This window comes from Phenylobacterium montanum, assembly GCF_018135625.1.
Classification (GTDB): domain Bacteria; phylum Pseudomonadota; class Alphaproteobacteria; order Caulobacterales; family Caulobacteraceae; genus Poindextera; species Poindextera montana.
In genome coordinates this window covers 3,992,086-4,004,969 of the sequence record NZ_CP073078.1, presented here as the reverse complement: position 1 = coordinate 4,004,969, position 12,884 = coordinate 3,992,086, and the positions used below count along the sequence as shown (strand labels likewise).

Annotated in this window: 14 protein-coding genes and 1 tRNA gene; 6 read left to right on the top strand and 9 right to left on the bottom strand. The window is 64.7% G+C overall.

Annotation, left to right across the window (positions count from 1 at the left end):
* The first annotated feature begins 60 nt into the window (after positions 1–60).
* The 3 genes from KCG34_RS18160 (at position 61) to KCG34_RS18150 (ending at position 3,045) form a co-directional block, all read left to right on the top strand.
* Positions 61–1,059, top strand: coding sequence for an NADPH:quinone oxidoreductase family protein (locus KCG34_RS18160; protein WP_211937031.1), 999 nt, complete (start codon positions 61–63; stop codon positions 1,057–1,059).
* A 178-nt stretch (positions 1,060–1,237) separates the two neighbouring features.
* Complete coding sequence (locus KCG34_RS18155) at positions 1,238–2,131, top strand: SDR family NAD(P)-dependent oxidoreductase (protein WP_211937030.1); 894 nt, start codon at positions 1,238–1,240, stop codon at positions 2,129–2,131.
* A complete protein-coding gene (locus tag KCG34_RS18150) occupies positions 2,128–3,045 on the top strand; it encodes a DMT family transporter (protein ID WP_249138069.1) in 918 nt (305 codons plus the stop codon). The genes KCG34_RS18155 and KCG34_RS18150 overlap by 4 nt, the downstream gene beginning before the upstream one ends.
* Here the strand turns inward: KCG34_RS18150 and polA are convergent.
* Positions 3,042–5,897 carry a DNA polymerase I gene (gene polA, locus KCG34_RS18145; protein ID WP_211937029.1) on the bottom strand — a complete coding sequence of 952 codons (2,856 nt, stop codon included), beginning with the start codon at positions 5,895–5,897 and terminating at the stop codon, positions 3,042–3,044. The genes KCG34_RS18150 and polA overlap by 4 nt on opposite strands.
* A 67-nt stretch (positions 5,898–5,964) precedes the next feature.
* Positions 5,965–6,213, bottom strand: a complete 249-nt coding sequence (locus KCG34_RS18140) for a zinc-finger domain-containing protein (RefSeq protein ID WP_211937028.1) — start codon at positions 6,211–6,213, stop codon at positions 5,965–5,967.
* 144 nt (positions 6,214–6,357) lie between these two features.
* Here KCG34_RS18140 and KCG34_RS18135 point away from each other — a divergent pair, with 144 nt between their 5' ends.
* Both KCG34_RS18135 and KCG34_RS18130 read left to right on the top strand, forming a co-directional pair.
* Positions 6,358–7,317 carry an ABC transporter ATP-binding protein gene (locus KCG34_RS18135; protein ID WP_211937027.1) on the top strand — a complete coding sequence of 320 codons (960 nt, stop codon included), beginning with the start codon at positions 6,358–6,360 and terminating at the stop codon, positions 7,315–7,317.
* Positions 7,318–7,391: 74 nt separating this feature from the next.
* Positions 7,392–7,468: transfer RNA gene (locus tag KCG34_RS18130), tRNA-Arg, on the top strand.
* 521 nt (positions 7,469–7,989) lie between these two features.
* Here KCG34_RS18130 and KCG34_RS18125 read toward each other — a convergent pair.
* The 5 genes from KCG34_RS18125 to KCG34_RS18105 form a co-directional block, all read right to left on the bottom strand.
* Positions 7,990–8,499: a hypothetical protein gene (locus tag KCG34_RS18125; protein WP_211937026.1), complete on the bottom strand. Its 510-nt coding sequence runs from the start codon at positions 8,497–8,499 to the stop codon at positions 7,990–7,992.
* A gap of 6 nt (positions 8,500–8,505) precedes the next feature.
* Entirely contained in the window at positions 8,506–9,330 is an 825-nt protein-coding gene (locus KCG34_RS18120; RefSeq protein WP_211937025.1) for a hypothetical protein, read from the bottom strand.
* The gene (locus KCG34_RS18115; RefSeq protein WP_211937024.1) at positions 9,320–10,126 is read right to left on the bottom strand and encodes a TIGR04255 family protein; all 807 of its coding nucleotides are present in this window, start codon (positions 10,124–10,126) and stop codon (positions 9,320–9,322) included. The genes KCG34_RS18120 and KCG34_RS18115 overlap by 11 nt, the downstream gene beginning before the upstream one ends.
* 280 nt (positions 10,127–10,406) lie before the next feature.
* A complete protein-coding gene (locus KCG34_RS18110; RefSeq protein WP_211937023.1) occupies positions 10,407–10,703 on the bottom strand; it encodes a hypothetical protein in 297 nt (98 codons plus the stop codon).
* A complete protein-coding gene (locus KCG34_RS18105; RefSeq protein WP_211937022.1) occupies positions 10,693–10,995 on the bottom strand; it encodes a hypothetical protein in 303 nt (100 codons plus the stop codon). The genes KCG34_RS18110 and KCG34_RS18105 overlap by 11 nt, the downstream gene beginning before the upstream one ends.
* Before the next feature lie 171 nt (positions 10,996–11,166).
* Between KCG34_RS18105 and KCG34_RS18100 the strand changes: the two genes are divergently transcribed.
* Complete coding sequence (locus tag KCG34_RS18100) at positions 11,167–11,922, top strand: SOS response-associated peptidase family protein (RefSeq protein WP_211937021.1); 756 nt, start codon at positions 11,167–11,169, stop codon at positions 11,920–11,922.
* Here the strand turns inward: KCG34_RS18100 and KCG34_RS18095 are convergent, their stop codons facing one another.
* Both KCG34_RS18095 and KCG34_RS18090 read right to left on the bottom strand, forming a co-directional pair.
* Positions 11,923–12,255 carry a hypothetical protein gene (locus tag KCG34_RS18095; RefSeq protein WP_211937020.1) on the bottom strand — a complete coding sequence of 111 codons (333 nt, stop codon included), beginning with the start codon at positions 12,253–12,255 and terminating at the stop codon, positions 11,923–11,925.
* Between the two features lie 16 nt (positions 12,256–12,271).
* The gene (locus tag KCG34_RS18090; RefSeq protein ID WP_211937019.1) at positions 12,272–12,802 is read right to left on the bottom strand and encodes a hypothetical protein; all 531 of its coding nucleotides are present in this window, start codon (positions 12,800–12,802) and stop codon (positions 12,272–12,274) included.
* Positions 12,803–12,884: the final 82 nt, after the last annotated feature.

The following is a 12,884-nucleotide window of genomic DNA, read 5'->3' as shown; positions in this document are numbered from 1 at the left end:
GCGCCGGACCGCCCCATGGGCTAGCGTGCTCTCAAACATCTGTTTGAGGGAGATGCTGTGATGAAGGCCCTGCTCAGCAAGAGCGTCGGCGGTCCGGACAGTCTGGTGCTGGAGGAGCAGCCGAGCCCGACTCCGAAGCCGGGCCAGGCGGTGGTGTCGGTCAAGGCCTGCGGGGTCAACTATCCCGACGTGCTGATCATCGAGGACAAGTACCAGTTCAAGCCCGAGCGCCCGTTCTCTCCCGGCGGCGAGATTTCCGGCGTGGTCAAGGCCGTCGGCGAGGGCGTGACCAATGTGAAGGTCGGCCAGCGCGTGCTGGGCAACACCGGCTGGGGCGGCATGGCCGAGGAGCTGGCCCTGGACGCCAGCCGCCTGATCCCGATCCCCGACACCATGCCGTTCGACGAGGCCGCGGCCTTCATCATGACCTACGGCACCTCCTACTACGGCCTCAAGGACCGCGGCTTCCTGAAGCCCGGCCAGACCCTTTTGGTCCTGGGCGCGGCCGGGGGCGTAGGCCTGGCGGCGGTGGAACTCGGCAAGGCCATGGGCGCGCGGGTGATCGCGGCGGCGTCCTCGCAGGAAAAGGTCGACCTGTGCCTGAAGCACGGCGCCGACGCGGGCGTGGTCTATGGGCCCGGGCCGTTCGACAAGGATGGGGCCAAGGCGCTGGCGGGCCAGTTCAAGGAGGCCTGCGGCGAGAAGGGCGCGGACGTGGTCTATGACGCGGTCGGCGGCGACTATGCCGAGGCGGCGCTGAGGTCGATGGCCTGGGAAGGCCGCTTCCTGGTGGTCGGCTTCCCGGCCGGGATCCCCAAGATCCCGCTGAACCTGGCCCTGCTGAAAGGCTGCGATATCGTCGGCGTGTTCTGGGGCGCGGCGGTGGCGCGCGATCCCAAGGCGCACCAGGCCAATGTGAAGGCCCTGTTCGACCTGCACGCGGCCGGCAAGATCAAGCCCTATGTGTCCGAGCGCTTCCCCCTGGCCAAGGCGGGCGAGGCCATCAAGCACCTTTCCAGCCGCAAGGCCCTGGGCAAGGTGGTGGTGACGATGGAGTGAAGGGAACCCCTTCCCCCTTGTGGGGAAGGGGCAGGCGATGGGGGTGAAACACCCGAACCGGCAAGCACAGAGCCGACACCCCCACCCCAACCCCTCCCCGCAAGGGGGAGCGGCTCTTGTTCAGAGCGACTCATCTCCGCTACTTAACAATGATCATATAACCCAAAGGGAGCGCGACATGGCGGGGCGGCTGGACGGCAAGGTGGCGGTGATCACCGGCGGGTGCTCGGGGATCGGGCTGGGCACGGTCGAGCTGTTTGTCGCCGAGGGGGCCAAGGTCGTCTGCGCCGATGTGCAGGACGAGAAGGGCGCGGTGCTGGAACAGCGCTTTCCGGACGCCGTGCGCTACGCCCATTGCGACGTGACCCTCGAGGCCGACATCGAGGCCGCGGTCAAGCTGGCCGCGGACGCCTTCGGCGGGCTCGACATCCTGTTCAACAACGCCGGCTCGGGCGGCACCGGAGCGGGCGTCGCCGACATGCCGGCGGAGGAATGGGACTTCACCATGAACCTGCTGCTGCGCTCGGTGATGCTGGGCATGAAGCACGCGGTTCCGCTGATGCGCGCCCGAGGCGGCGGCGCCATCGTCAACACCGCCTCGGTGGCCGGGGTCGAGGCCGGCTGGGGGCCCCTCGCCTATTCCACCGCCAAGGGCGCGGTGATCCACCTGACACGCGTGGCCGCGGCGCAGCTGGCCCAGGAGCACATCCGGGTCAACGCCATCTGCCCCGGCCTGATCGCCACCTCGATCTTCGGCGCCTCGATCGGCCTGCCGCGGGAAGTGGCCGATCAGATGGCCGCCCGCATCGCCGAGGGCGCGCCCAAGATGCAGCCGGTCAAAAAGGCAGGCCTGCCCGAGGACATCGCCCAGGCCTGCCTCTACCTCGCCAGCGACGCCTCGGCCTTCGTCACCGGGACCCACCTGATGGTCGACGGCGGCCTGACCGTCGGCGGGCGCCATTCCTGGGATCCCAACCAGGCCTCGCCCATGCTGGACATGATGGGCTTCACGCCCGAGCAGATCGAGGCCTTCCGGGCTGCCCAGGAAGCGGCGCGGCGCAGCGCGGGATGACTGCGGCTGCGGAGGCTGGCGGCAAGCCGTCTGCCCTGACCCCCAACCTGGTCGGCGCGGGCTGGATGCTGGCCTCGGCGGTGTGCTTCACCGCCATGACCACCCTGATCAAGTACCTGGGGGCCGGCTATTCCCCGGCGCTGCAGACCTTCTATCGCCAGCTCGCCGGGGTGATCCTGCTGCTGCCCCTGATCGCGCCGGACTGGAGGCGGGCCTTCTACGCCACCCGGCCCGGCATCCTGCTGTTCCGGTCGGCGGCGGGGATCGCGGCGACCATATTGAGCTTCTACGCCTATCAGCAGTTGCCGCTGGCCGACGCCAACGCCCTGTCCTTCACCCGGGCCCTGTGGATCACGCCGCTGGCCTTCTTCACCCTGGGCGAAAAGCTGGGACCGATGCGGATCGGCGCGACGCTGGTCGGCTTTCTGGGCGTGCTGGTGATGCTGGCGCCCAGCGGCCACATGCGACTGGGACTGGCCGAATTTTCCGCCCTGGCCTCGGCGTTCCTGTTCGCCCTGGCCATAGCCGGGATGAAGGTGGTGACCCGTGACCACAGCCCCTTCACCATCCTGGTGTGGGCGGCGTTCCTGGGCCTGGCGTTCTCTTTGCCCCCGGCCCTGTTCTCCTGGCGCTGGCCAGGGATCAAGGATCTGATGCTGCTCGCCGCCATGGGCGTTCTCGGCGTCGGCAGCCAGGCCGCCTACATCAAGGGCATGCAGATCGGCGACGCCGCCGCCATAGCCCCGGTCGACTACACCCGCCTGGTGTTCGCAGTGGGGACGGGGTTCGTGCTGTTCCACGAAGTCCCAGGGATGAGGACCCTGGTCGGAGCGGCGGTGGTGATCGGGGCGACATTGCTGATCACCTGGCGGGAGCACCATGTGGCCAGGAGGGCCATTCTGCAGTCCGTCTAGTGCGCCTCGTCCCAGCTCTTGGCCGCCCTCGCCTCCACCACCAGCGGCACGCTGATCGCCACCGCCGGATCGGCGGCGCGTTCCATCACCCGGCGGGCGACGGCGCAGACGGCTTCGGCCTCGGCCTCGGGGGCCTCGAACACCAGTTCGTCGTGCACCTGCAACAGCATGCGGGCCTTGAGCCCCTCGGCCTTAAGGGCGCCGGGCATGCGGATCATCGCCCGGCGGATGATGTCGGCGGCCGCGCCCTGGATCGGGGCGTTGATCGCCGCGCGCTCGCCGAAGCTGCGCTCAGCCGGGGACTTGCCGCGGATGGCGGGGATGTTGACCTTGCGGCCGAAGATGGTGGTGACGAAGGCCTGCTCACGCACCAGGGCGCGCATCTGGTCCATGTAGGACTTGATGCCGGGGAAACGCTCGAAATAGGTGGCGATATAGGCGCCGGCCTCCTCGCGCGGGATCGCCAGCTGGTTGGCCAGGCCGAAGGCCGAGATGCCGTAGACGATGCCGAAATTGATCGCCTTGGCCCGACGGCGCACGTCCGAGGGCATGCCCTCGATCGGCACCCCGAACATCTCCGAGGCGGTCATGGCGTGGATGTCGAGGCCGTCCTGGAAGGCCTTCTTCAGTTGGGGGATGTCGCCGATGTGGGCCAGGAGCCTGAGCTCGATCTGGCTGTAGTCAGCGCTGACCAGCACATGGCCCGGCTCGGCGATGAAGGCTCTACGGATCTTGCGGCCCTCTTCCGTCCGTACAGGGATGTTCTGCAGGTTGGGGTCGTTCGATGACAGCCGGCCGGTGGTGGTCGAGGCCAGGGCGTAGGAGGTGTGGACCCGGCCGGTGGCCGGATTGATCGCCGGCACCAGGGCGTCGGTATAGGTGCCTTTCAGCTTGGAGAGCTGGCGCCAGTCCAGCAAGAGCTTGGGCAGGGCGTGGCCCTGGGCGGCCAGGTCCTCCAGCACGCTGGCGTCGGTGCCCCAGGCGCCGGTCGCGGTCTTCTTGCCGCCGGGCAGGCCCATCTCGCCGAAAAGCACGTCGCCGATCTGTTTTGGGCTGCCCAGGTTGAAGGGGCGGCCGACCAGCTTTTGCGCCTCGGCCTCCTGTTCGGCCATGCGCAGGGAGAAGTCGTTGGACAGCCGCCGCAGCTGTTCGGGATCGATCTTGATCCCCGCGTTCTCCATCTCGCACAGCACCGCCGGCATCGGACGCTCCAGCGTCTCGTAGACGGTGAGCAGGCCCTCGCGCGACAGGCGCGGCCGCAGCAGGCGCCACAGGCGCAGGGTGACGTCGGCGTCCTCGGCCGCGTAGGCGGTGGCCGGCTCCAGGGCCACGTGCTTGAAGCTCTTTTGCGCCTTGCCCGTGCCGGTGACCGTCTTGAAGGCGATCGGCTCGTGATCCAGCCACAGCTTGGACAGCTCATCCATGCCGTGGTTGTGCAGGCCCGCCTCCAGCACATAGCTGATCAGCATGGTGTCTTCGATCGGGGACACCTGGATCCCGTAGCGCGCCAAAACACCCATGTCGTACTTGGCGTTTTGGGCGACCTTCAGCACGGTCGGATCTTCCAGCAGGCCCTTCAGGGCCGCAATCGCCTGGTCGAGGGGGATCTGCTTCAGGGTGGCCGGCGCCTCCAGCGCCAGGCCGCCGGTCTGCTCTTCCTCATGGCCCAGGGGGATGTAGCAGGCCTCGCCCGGCGCGATCGCCAGGGACGCGCCCACCAGGTTGGCGCTGGAGGACGACAGGGCGTCGGTCTCGGTGTCGAAGGCGACGACGCCCGCAGCGCGCGCCTTGTCCACCCAGGCCTGCAGGGTCTCGAGGTCCTGGACGCAGGCATAGGCGCCGGTGTCGACGGGAGCCATGTCCGGCGCAGCCGGGGCCGAGGCGGGCTTCGGGGTCGGCGTCGCGCCGCCACGGGCCTCGGCCACCCGGCGGGCCAGGGTGCGGAACTCCATCACCTCCAGGAACTGCGCCAGCGAGGCAGGGTCCGGCTCGTCCACCGCCAGCTGCTCGACAGGTTCCGGCAGGGGCGTGTTGCAGTCCAGGCGGACCAGTTCGCGCGACAGGCGGATCTGGTCGGCGAAGTCGATCAGGGTCTGGCGGCGCTTGTCCTGCTTGATCTCGCCGGCGCGGGCCAGCAGCGTGTCCAGGTCGCCATATTCGTTGATCAGGGCCGAGGCGGTCTTGATCCCGATGCCGGGGGCTCCCGGCACATTGTCGACGCTGTCGCCGCACAGAGCCTGGACGTCGACCACCTTGTCCGGGGTCACGCCGAACTTCTCGGCCACCTGCTCGGGCCCGATGCGTACGCTCTTCATCGGGTCGAACATCGAAACGCCGTTCCCGACCAGCTGCATCAGGTCCTTGTCGGAAGAGACGATCACCACCTCGCCCCCGGTGTCGCGCACGGCGCAGGCATAGGCGGCGATCAGGTCGTCGGCCTCGTAGCCGGCCAGCTCCAGGCTCGGCAGGCCGAAGGCGCGGGTGGCCTCGCGCACCAGGGGGAACTGGGGGATCAGGTCCTCGGGCGGCGGCGGGCGATGGGCCTTGTATTGCGGGTAGAGCTGGGTGCGGAAGGTCTTTTCCGAATGGTCGAACACCACCGCCAGATGGGTCGGGGCGTCGGGCGCGGCCTTCATGTCGACCAGGAGCTTCCACAGCATGTTGCAGAAGCCGGCCACCGCCCCCACCGGCAGGCCGTCGGACTTGCGGGTCAAGGGTGGCAGGGCGTGATAGGCGCGGAAGATGTAGCCCGAACCGTCCACCAGATAGAGCCGGCGAGCCGGCCCGTCCTGGGTCATGGTGCGGGGGATTTCGTCGAGGGTCTGGGGCGCGTCGGCGAGCGTGTCGGTCATGAGCGGCAAGATAGGCGCTCAGGCCGGCGGGGTCAGCCCCGTTCGGGCGAAGATATCTATGGCGGGGTCAGTGCCCGCCCGCGCCTTCGTAAACCCCGGGGGCCAGGCGCTCGTCTTCATGGCTTTCGGCGTCGGCGGCGACGAAGCGGCGGTCGCAATAGGGACACTCGACGAAGGCGGCGTCGCCCATCTCCAGCCAGACGCGCGGATGGCCCAGGGCGCCGCCCACCCCGTCGCAGGCTACGCGGTGCGAGCGGACCTTGATCACCTCGGGCGCGGCGAGGGCGTCGGCGGTGGGGTGCGACTTGGCGCTCATGCTCTATAGACTCTTGGGCGGCGAAAGGCTTGGCAAGCCGGATGCTCGCGCATACCTAGGCAATGGTCCGGGCAGCGTCAATTCGGCCCTGCGCCGCAGCGGTCGCCTTGCGGCCGTCTCTTTGAAGAAAGCGCTTTTCGTTCGATGGAATTGCCCGAATTCGCGATCGAGGCCCAGGGCCTGGTCAAGACCTACGCCGGCACCAAGACCACGCCGGCCAAGACCGCCCTCAACGGCATCGACCTGAAGATTCCCCGGGGCTCGATCTTCGGCCTCCTGGGCCCCAACGGCGCCGGCAAGTCGACCTTCATCAACATCCTGGCCGGCACGGTCAACAAGACCTCTGGGACTGTGAAGATATGGGACCGCGACATCGACCATCGCGCCCGCGACGCCCGCGCGGCGATCGGCGTGGTCGGCCAGGAGATCGCCGCTGACGTCTTCTTCACCCCGCGCGAGTCCATGGAGACCCAGGCCGGCCTCTACGGTGTCAAGGCCAAGGATCGGCATACGCTGGAGCTCCTGACCGCGCTCGGCCTGGGCGACAAGGCCGACGCCTATGTGCGCCAGCTGTCCGGCGGCATGAAGCGGCGGCTGATGGTGGCCAAGGCCATGGTGCACAACCCGCCGGTGCTGATCCTGGACGAGCCCACCGCCGGGGTCGACGTCGAGCTGCGCCGACAGCTGTGGAACTATGTGGTCGCCCTGAACCAGAAGGGGGTGACCATCGTGCTCACCACCCACTATCTGGAGGAGGCGCAGGAGCTCTGCGACACCATCGCCATCATCAACCGCGGAGAGGTGGTGGCCTGCGAGCCCACAAGCCAGCTCTTGCGGCGGCTCGACACCCGCACCGTGGTCGTCACGCCCCGGGCGCCGCTGACGGCGGTTCCCGACCTTGGCCGGTTCGAAGGCAAGCTGCGCGGCAATGGCGACCTGGCCGTGACCTTCAAGACCGGCGAGGCCGGGGTCGAGGCGGTGCTGGCGGCGGTGCGCGAGGCCGGTGTCGCGATCAAGGACCTGGCCACCGAGGACCCGGACCTGGAGGATGTGTTCCTGTCCCTCACCTACGCGGCCGAGGGCGTCGATCCTACGGCCTACTGAGGCCGGCGTTGCGCCCGCGGCCCCTTTCGGCTAGGAAGTCCACCCCGCGCGGCCCCGGCCGCGATGCAAGGTCCGCACTCGTAGCTCAGCTGGATAGAGCGCAGCCCTCCGAAGGCTGAGGTCACAGGTTCGAATCCTGTCGAGTGCGCCAGCTTACCTTGCTATGTAGTTGATTTTATGGCGCTTTTAAATGTAGCGCTTGTTTACCCCCTATCATTTACCCCAACAGCATTGCCGATCATCGGCGATTTGTGGCGGCCGGGAGCGGACAGTTTATCGGGATTGCGGCCTTTGCGAAATTAGGGCGCTCGCCGACGACCTACTGGCCGACCTGAACGGCGCTGAGATCCCCGCCGACGTGCGCCGAGCCGCAATCGAGCTGATCTGGGACGCGCGGGAGCAGTCCCAGACCGGCGACCGAGGCCGGGTCGTCTGAGAGCTGCGAGCCGAGCTATTCCGTCGCCTGAGGCTTAAGGTCGCCGCCATGGGACTGCTTGACGCCCTTGCGGCCCACCCAGCTCATAAGGCCCCTGTCAACGCAATAGGCCCGCTTGTCGGCCGTGGCGCTCGCCCCGCCCATCGTAGCAATCTCTCGACGACGCTACCGGCGCGACCCGCGCCGAAATCTGGAGCAACGCGCGCCCCGGAATCATCAAGGTCGCACCTCGAAAATCAGAACGCGTCGTCCGGTGAGGCAACCGGCGAGAAGATCTCGAGCATTTTATCGCGAACGGCTTTTAAGTCCGACTTAGATCGAGGCGCGCTAGGCGAAAGCACGGCCGCGGCGTGAGCTGGGTCGTCAGGCAGGCCGTCGTCAATGAGGCACAGGTCGCGATTAGGGCTGCATTCGGCGATCGCGCGGACGTCCCCCGTTAGGCCTTTCCCGACGCCACGAAATCGGCGATTGCCATCTGGCTTTTTGTCTTCGAACTCTTTGCCCTTGGCCAGCAGGGAGGCGGGTGTGCTGTGCGCCAATCGTGCAAAGGACCAGCCCCCGCGCTTTGCATCCAAAACGTCTGCGAGTGGGAATGCTCCTGGCTTTAGATTGCCAGTGGCGTCTTCAACCTGATCATCAGCGTAAATAAGGCGCCCAAGCATTTCGCCTGAGTCAACTACGCTCGGAGAATGCTCGCTCTGCCGCTCGCGTTCACAGGTGCAATCGTCATCGGCAGTGTCGTGCATCAGTTCTCAAAACCGCTCAATCGCGTCAGCCAAGTCTTTCGGAATGGATCGGCCTGAGAAGGGCTCAGTCCCCTTTACCGAAAGTTGGAGTGAGTCGATACGAGCGTAATAGTAGATTTTTCCATCGCCATAAAAGCTGACATCGACGAACGCGCCTGGCCGCCTCCAATAGAAGCCAACTTCTCCGTCGCCCGAGACCGTCGCCATTGCCTTTGAATTTGCCGGTATAAAGTCGACAAACTTTATTGCTTCATCGATCGCCACTTCGGTGGGGCGATCGCCGTCGGACCCATCCCACCCGGTGGAGAGGGCACGGTACGAAAGTATTTCGGCGATCAGCAACGATCGCGCGTCCGGCTTTGGGTTAACGTCTTCGGGGCCAGTCACTGCGACGGGGGAGGTCGCCGCCCAAAGGCCCGCTCGCTCAGTCCCCGTTGCGCCAGACGGTCGGTGCGTTGTGTGGGTCGCTCGATCGACAAATGAATCAGCGAGTATTTTGTTAATTGACTCTGGTCGATTCAGGTGTGAGCTGGTTGTGAACGCATATTTATCCCCAATCGATCCCTGCATGCATTCCGTAAACCACCTGGCCACTTCGGATTTTAGCGATTCAAAGCTGCTCACAGCCCCGATTATCGAGCCAGAATCCTGAAAGAATATAATAACCTGGTCGCCTGCAACTGAGAACAGGTTCTCATTCTTCCTGATTACATCGTTCCACTGAATCTTGAGGCGATCGGTCGGGGCGGTTCTCGCCTCATTGCCGAGGTTTGAAATCGAATGCCCACGCATATCGCTCCGAACGCGTTCATGATGGGCGTCAACCAACAAGCTCGATCTCCTTGGCTAGATCATCGGTGATATAGGAGCCAAGGACGGCTTTGTTCACCGCGTGAAGCTCAGAAAGCACCTGATCCGCGATGCCGTCTTCGTTGATCAGCGCTGCGCATTTGGTGGGCCGATCAGCCTCGTCGATATCGAGGGAAAGCGTGCTGTCAAATCGCACAATATGTTTATCGTCGACAAGTAACGCGTCGACGTGCATCCTATTAAGTAGGCGCCCATTGAGTGGGCGCTCTCTTGGTTCGAACCATCCTTGATGTATGTGCCAAAGAGGGCCGCGACCGAGTATGGAATTGGGGATATTGTCCCCACCTGCCTTTAGTATCAGGCGATTATCATACTCTTCGATCGGGCCGCTCCAAGCAAACTCATCTATATATTGGAGACCAATATCGGAAACTGCGTTATCTTCTTTTACTAAGTGCGGCATTGCGAAGGAGATATAATGCTTTGCTCGCGCCCAGACGTCCACCCATCGAGTGTATGTAAGGCAATTTACGGTGAGAAGATTGTTTGTGACGCTCAATCGCCAATCAAGAGTCCCATCCCTCTTGTAAGATTCAAAATTCGCGCCTCCCGGCGGAGTGTTTAGGGTTTGGGATGCATCAGGTCCGACGAAGAATTGCAAAAACATTGGGCGCTGGAGTTTGGGCAACTCTGACCGAATTGCGTCGTGATCTTTCGCGAGCGTATCGATCTCCTCGACATTAAACGGCCGAGCGAACTGAAACGCGAACGCTACTTCACGAATTGCGTGGCGCTCGTTTATGGGTTCAAACGGCACGCGAGGCTCCTACCGCAATATGGACTCATGGTCGCCTATTCGATGGCCGCGCCACGCGCAACCAGATTTGCATACTGGCCTAAACCAACCAATAAGGCCCAGCCCACATTAAACGCAACTGCGGGGCGTTCGGTCTAGGCGAAGTACGTTTCCCGACGCTGACATTGATCAAGCATACGCGACTGACCTTCTCCGACCTGCGCCCATCGGCACCATGCAATCGATCTATATCCAATCGACCAGGTGGCCGCCGACAACGGCAAACATCTGTAGGCCGGCGTCAGCCTGCCGGGGTTCTCGGAGACTCCTCGGCCTGGAGCTCAAGGTACGCCCGCGCCGCATCCTCGGCTGAAAACCCAAGCTCGACGATCTGCGCCTCAATGGTCGTGCGGGCGCGGCGCAGGATCACCTCGGGTTCGATCGTTGGAGCCAGGGTGACATCCAGCTTGTGGATGATGGTGGCCTGCGACGTTCCCCAATGGGCCCAGGCGCGGAGCACGAATTTCTTGCCCTCCAGGCGCTGGAGCTTCAACGCGTCCTTTATGACCTGGAGTGAGGCGCGTTCATCATTCCGCATGGGCGGCCTCGTGATCTGGATCGTTCAAGCAGTCGCAGAGGTGGTGCTGGCGGACGAAATCCCTAATCGCCCATGCTTCGGTTACCCGGTGATCAATAGCCCGGGTAAGGGGATTGGTATGCACGCCCTTGGTGAACCCCTTCTGCTGGTACATGTAGTCGCCCATGGTGTCGGGGTTGAAATTGGGGTCGCAGACGATTGTCCGCAGGCACTGATAGAACCGTGCATCGTCGTTGGCGTGATTGGTGTGCCACGTTGACGTGTTCAGATATGGATCCAGGGCCTGATACATCCGCGCCTCGCTGCTGCTGACGCAAAGCTAGGGCACGAGTAGATCAACCGCAAGGCTTCTACCTGACGAGCCATGCAGCTCTTGGTCGTTGCGGGCCTGTCATGGGTTGCACTTCGACCGCGCTACCAACAAGGTCCGTCTGCCCCTTGACCCTAAGGCGGAGGAAGGCCGGTGTGCAACCTTTATGCAATCATGAGGGCGCGGGCCGAGGCGGCGGCGCTCGCCCGGGCGATGACGGACCGCAACAACAACCAGCCGCCGATTCCCGGCGTCTATCCGGACTATCTGGCGCCGGTCATTCTCAAGGCCGAGGACGGATCGCGGGAGATGCGCGATCTGCGCTGGGGCATGCCGAGCTCAAAACAGGCGCTGTTCAAAGCCGCCAGCGATCGTGCGGACAAGCTGCGGGTCAAGGGCAAGGAAGTCGACTTTACCGAGCTCCTGAAAATGGAGCCCGACAAGGGCTCGACCAACGTGCGCAACACCACCAACGCCCAGGGAAAGACCAATGCCCATTGGAGGCCCTGGCTTGGCCCGCCCAACCGTTGCCTAGTGCCCTTCACCTCCTTTGCCGAGCCCGACCAGGACTATGAGCGAACGCGCAAGAACATCTGGTTCGCCCTGGATGACAGCCGGCCGCTGGCCTTCTTCGCCGGCATCTGGACGCCGCATGCGTGCGTGCGGATGATCAGTAAGGGGTGGGAGGAGATAGAAGCCTTCGGCTTTCTGACCACGGACTCGGCCGAACCGGTAAAGACCTATCACGCCAAGGCAATGCCGGTGATCCTGCTCACAGAAGCGGAGCGTGATCTGTGGATGAGCGATGCCTCGTGGGAGGAAGTGAAGCACCTCCAACGGCCATTGCCGCCCGGAACGCTGAAGGTGGTTGGCCAAGGCGACCGCAAGGACGATACCCCGCTGATCTGATCAACCAGCGGCCGGGCCGTCCCAGGTCCAGGCCCGATCGTGCGGATGCGGCCAGACGGCGATCTCGTGCGAGCCGCATCCCCGCTCGCCAGTGCAGGCCAGGCGCGATCCGATATCCGCTATGCGTGCGGTTTCCTTCCCTCGGAATTTCTCCGCAAGCATGGGCGGTGTCCATTCGATCAGGCGCGAGCAGTCGCGACAGCAGATCGCAAGGGACCAGTTGTTTTGAAGAAACGTGCTGACCCGATCGTCGCCGATCTGGCGCAGGTTGAAGCTCCGCAGCAGCTTGGCGGGCGGCCGCTTCAGAGTGGAGTAGGGGGCGATTTCGTCCATGGTAGGGGCTCTCGCGCTATCCTTTGCGGCGGGCGCGCACTAGGCGTAGCCCCGCCTCGCATGGCCTGTGAGTGCAACGGCCCTTTTCGGACTCTGCGATCTGGTCGATGGGGGCGTCCGCGCCGTAGCGGGAGATCAAATCCCCAGGGTCGAGAACCCGGCTCCAATTGCACCGTCGACAACGCGCCGCCAGCCGACGCGGCCCCAGCACGATCTCGCCGATGGTTTCCGGCCGCCACGCCTTGCGCTCCATCGAGCCCCGCGGCCATTCGGCCACCAGCGGCTCGAAGTTCGAGCGTCCAGGCGGCTTCGCCATGAAGTCGACGAAACCGGCGCAGCCCAGCCGCCGGCAGCGCGGATGCTTGTTCCAGAGGCTTGTCCGCGACCCTGATATCCAAGTGATCAGGTCGAGGTCGACGGACATCATCAACCCGCAAGTCCTGCACTTGGTCGCCACCTCCCAGCGCGCTTGCATCATGTCCCACACGGACTCGATCGTGCGTCGCCATTCGGAGAGGGGAATCCGGTCTAGGTTCTTTGCGCCCATGGCGGCGATGTTCTGCAGATGTTCTGAACGAGGGCAAGGGCCTTGAGGTAGCGCCGACCCGCGCTTCCGGATGACGGTATGC

Bases quoted from the DNA above. Each gene is read 5' to 3' on its own strand.
- KCG34_RS18160 (WP_211937031.1), top strand. From the start codon at position 61: ATGAAGGCCCTGCTCAGCAAGAGCGTCGGCGGTCCGGACAGTCTGGTG.
- KCG34_RS18155 (WP_211937030.1), top strand. From the start codon at position 1,238: ATGGCGGGGCGGCTGGACGGCAAGGTGGCGGTGATCACCGGCGGGTGC.
- KCG34_RS18150 (WP_249138069.1), top strand. From the start codon at position 2,128: ATGACTGCGGCTGCGGAGGCTGGCGGCAAGCCGTCTGCCCTGACCCCC.
- polA (WP_211937029.1), bottom strand. From the start codon at position 5,897: ATGACCGACACGCTCGCCGACGCGCCCCAGACCCTCGACGAAATCCCC.
- KCG34_RS18140 (WP_211937028.1), bottom strand. From the start codon at position 6,213: ATGAGCGCCAAGTCGCACCCCACCGCCGACGCCCTCGCCGCGCCCGAG.
- KCG34_RS18135 (WP_211937027.1), top strand. From the start codon at position 6,358: ATGGAATTGCCCGAATTCGCGATCGAGGCCCAGGGCCTGGTCAAGACC.
- KCG34_RS18125 (WP_211937026.1), bottom strand. From the start codon at position 8,499: ATGCACGACACTGCCGATGACGATTGCACCTGTGAACGCGAGCGGCAG.
- KCG34_RS18110 (WP_211937023.1), bottom strand. From the start codon at position 10,703: ATGCGGAATGATGAACGCGCCTCACTCCAGGTCATAAAGGACGCGTTG.
- KCG34_RS18105 (WP_211937022.1), bottom strand. From the start codon at position 10,995: ATGTATCAGGCCCTGGATCCATATCTGAACACGTCAACGTGGCACACC.
- KCG34_RS18095 (WP_211937020.1), bottom strand. From the start codon at position 12,255: ATGGACGAAATCGCCCCCTACTCCACTCTGAAGCGGCCGCCCGCCAAG.
- KCG34_RS18090 (WP_211937019.1), bottom strand. From the start codon at position 12,802: ATGGGCGCAAAGAACCTAGACCGGATTCCCCTCTCCGAATGGCGACGC.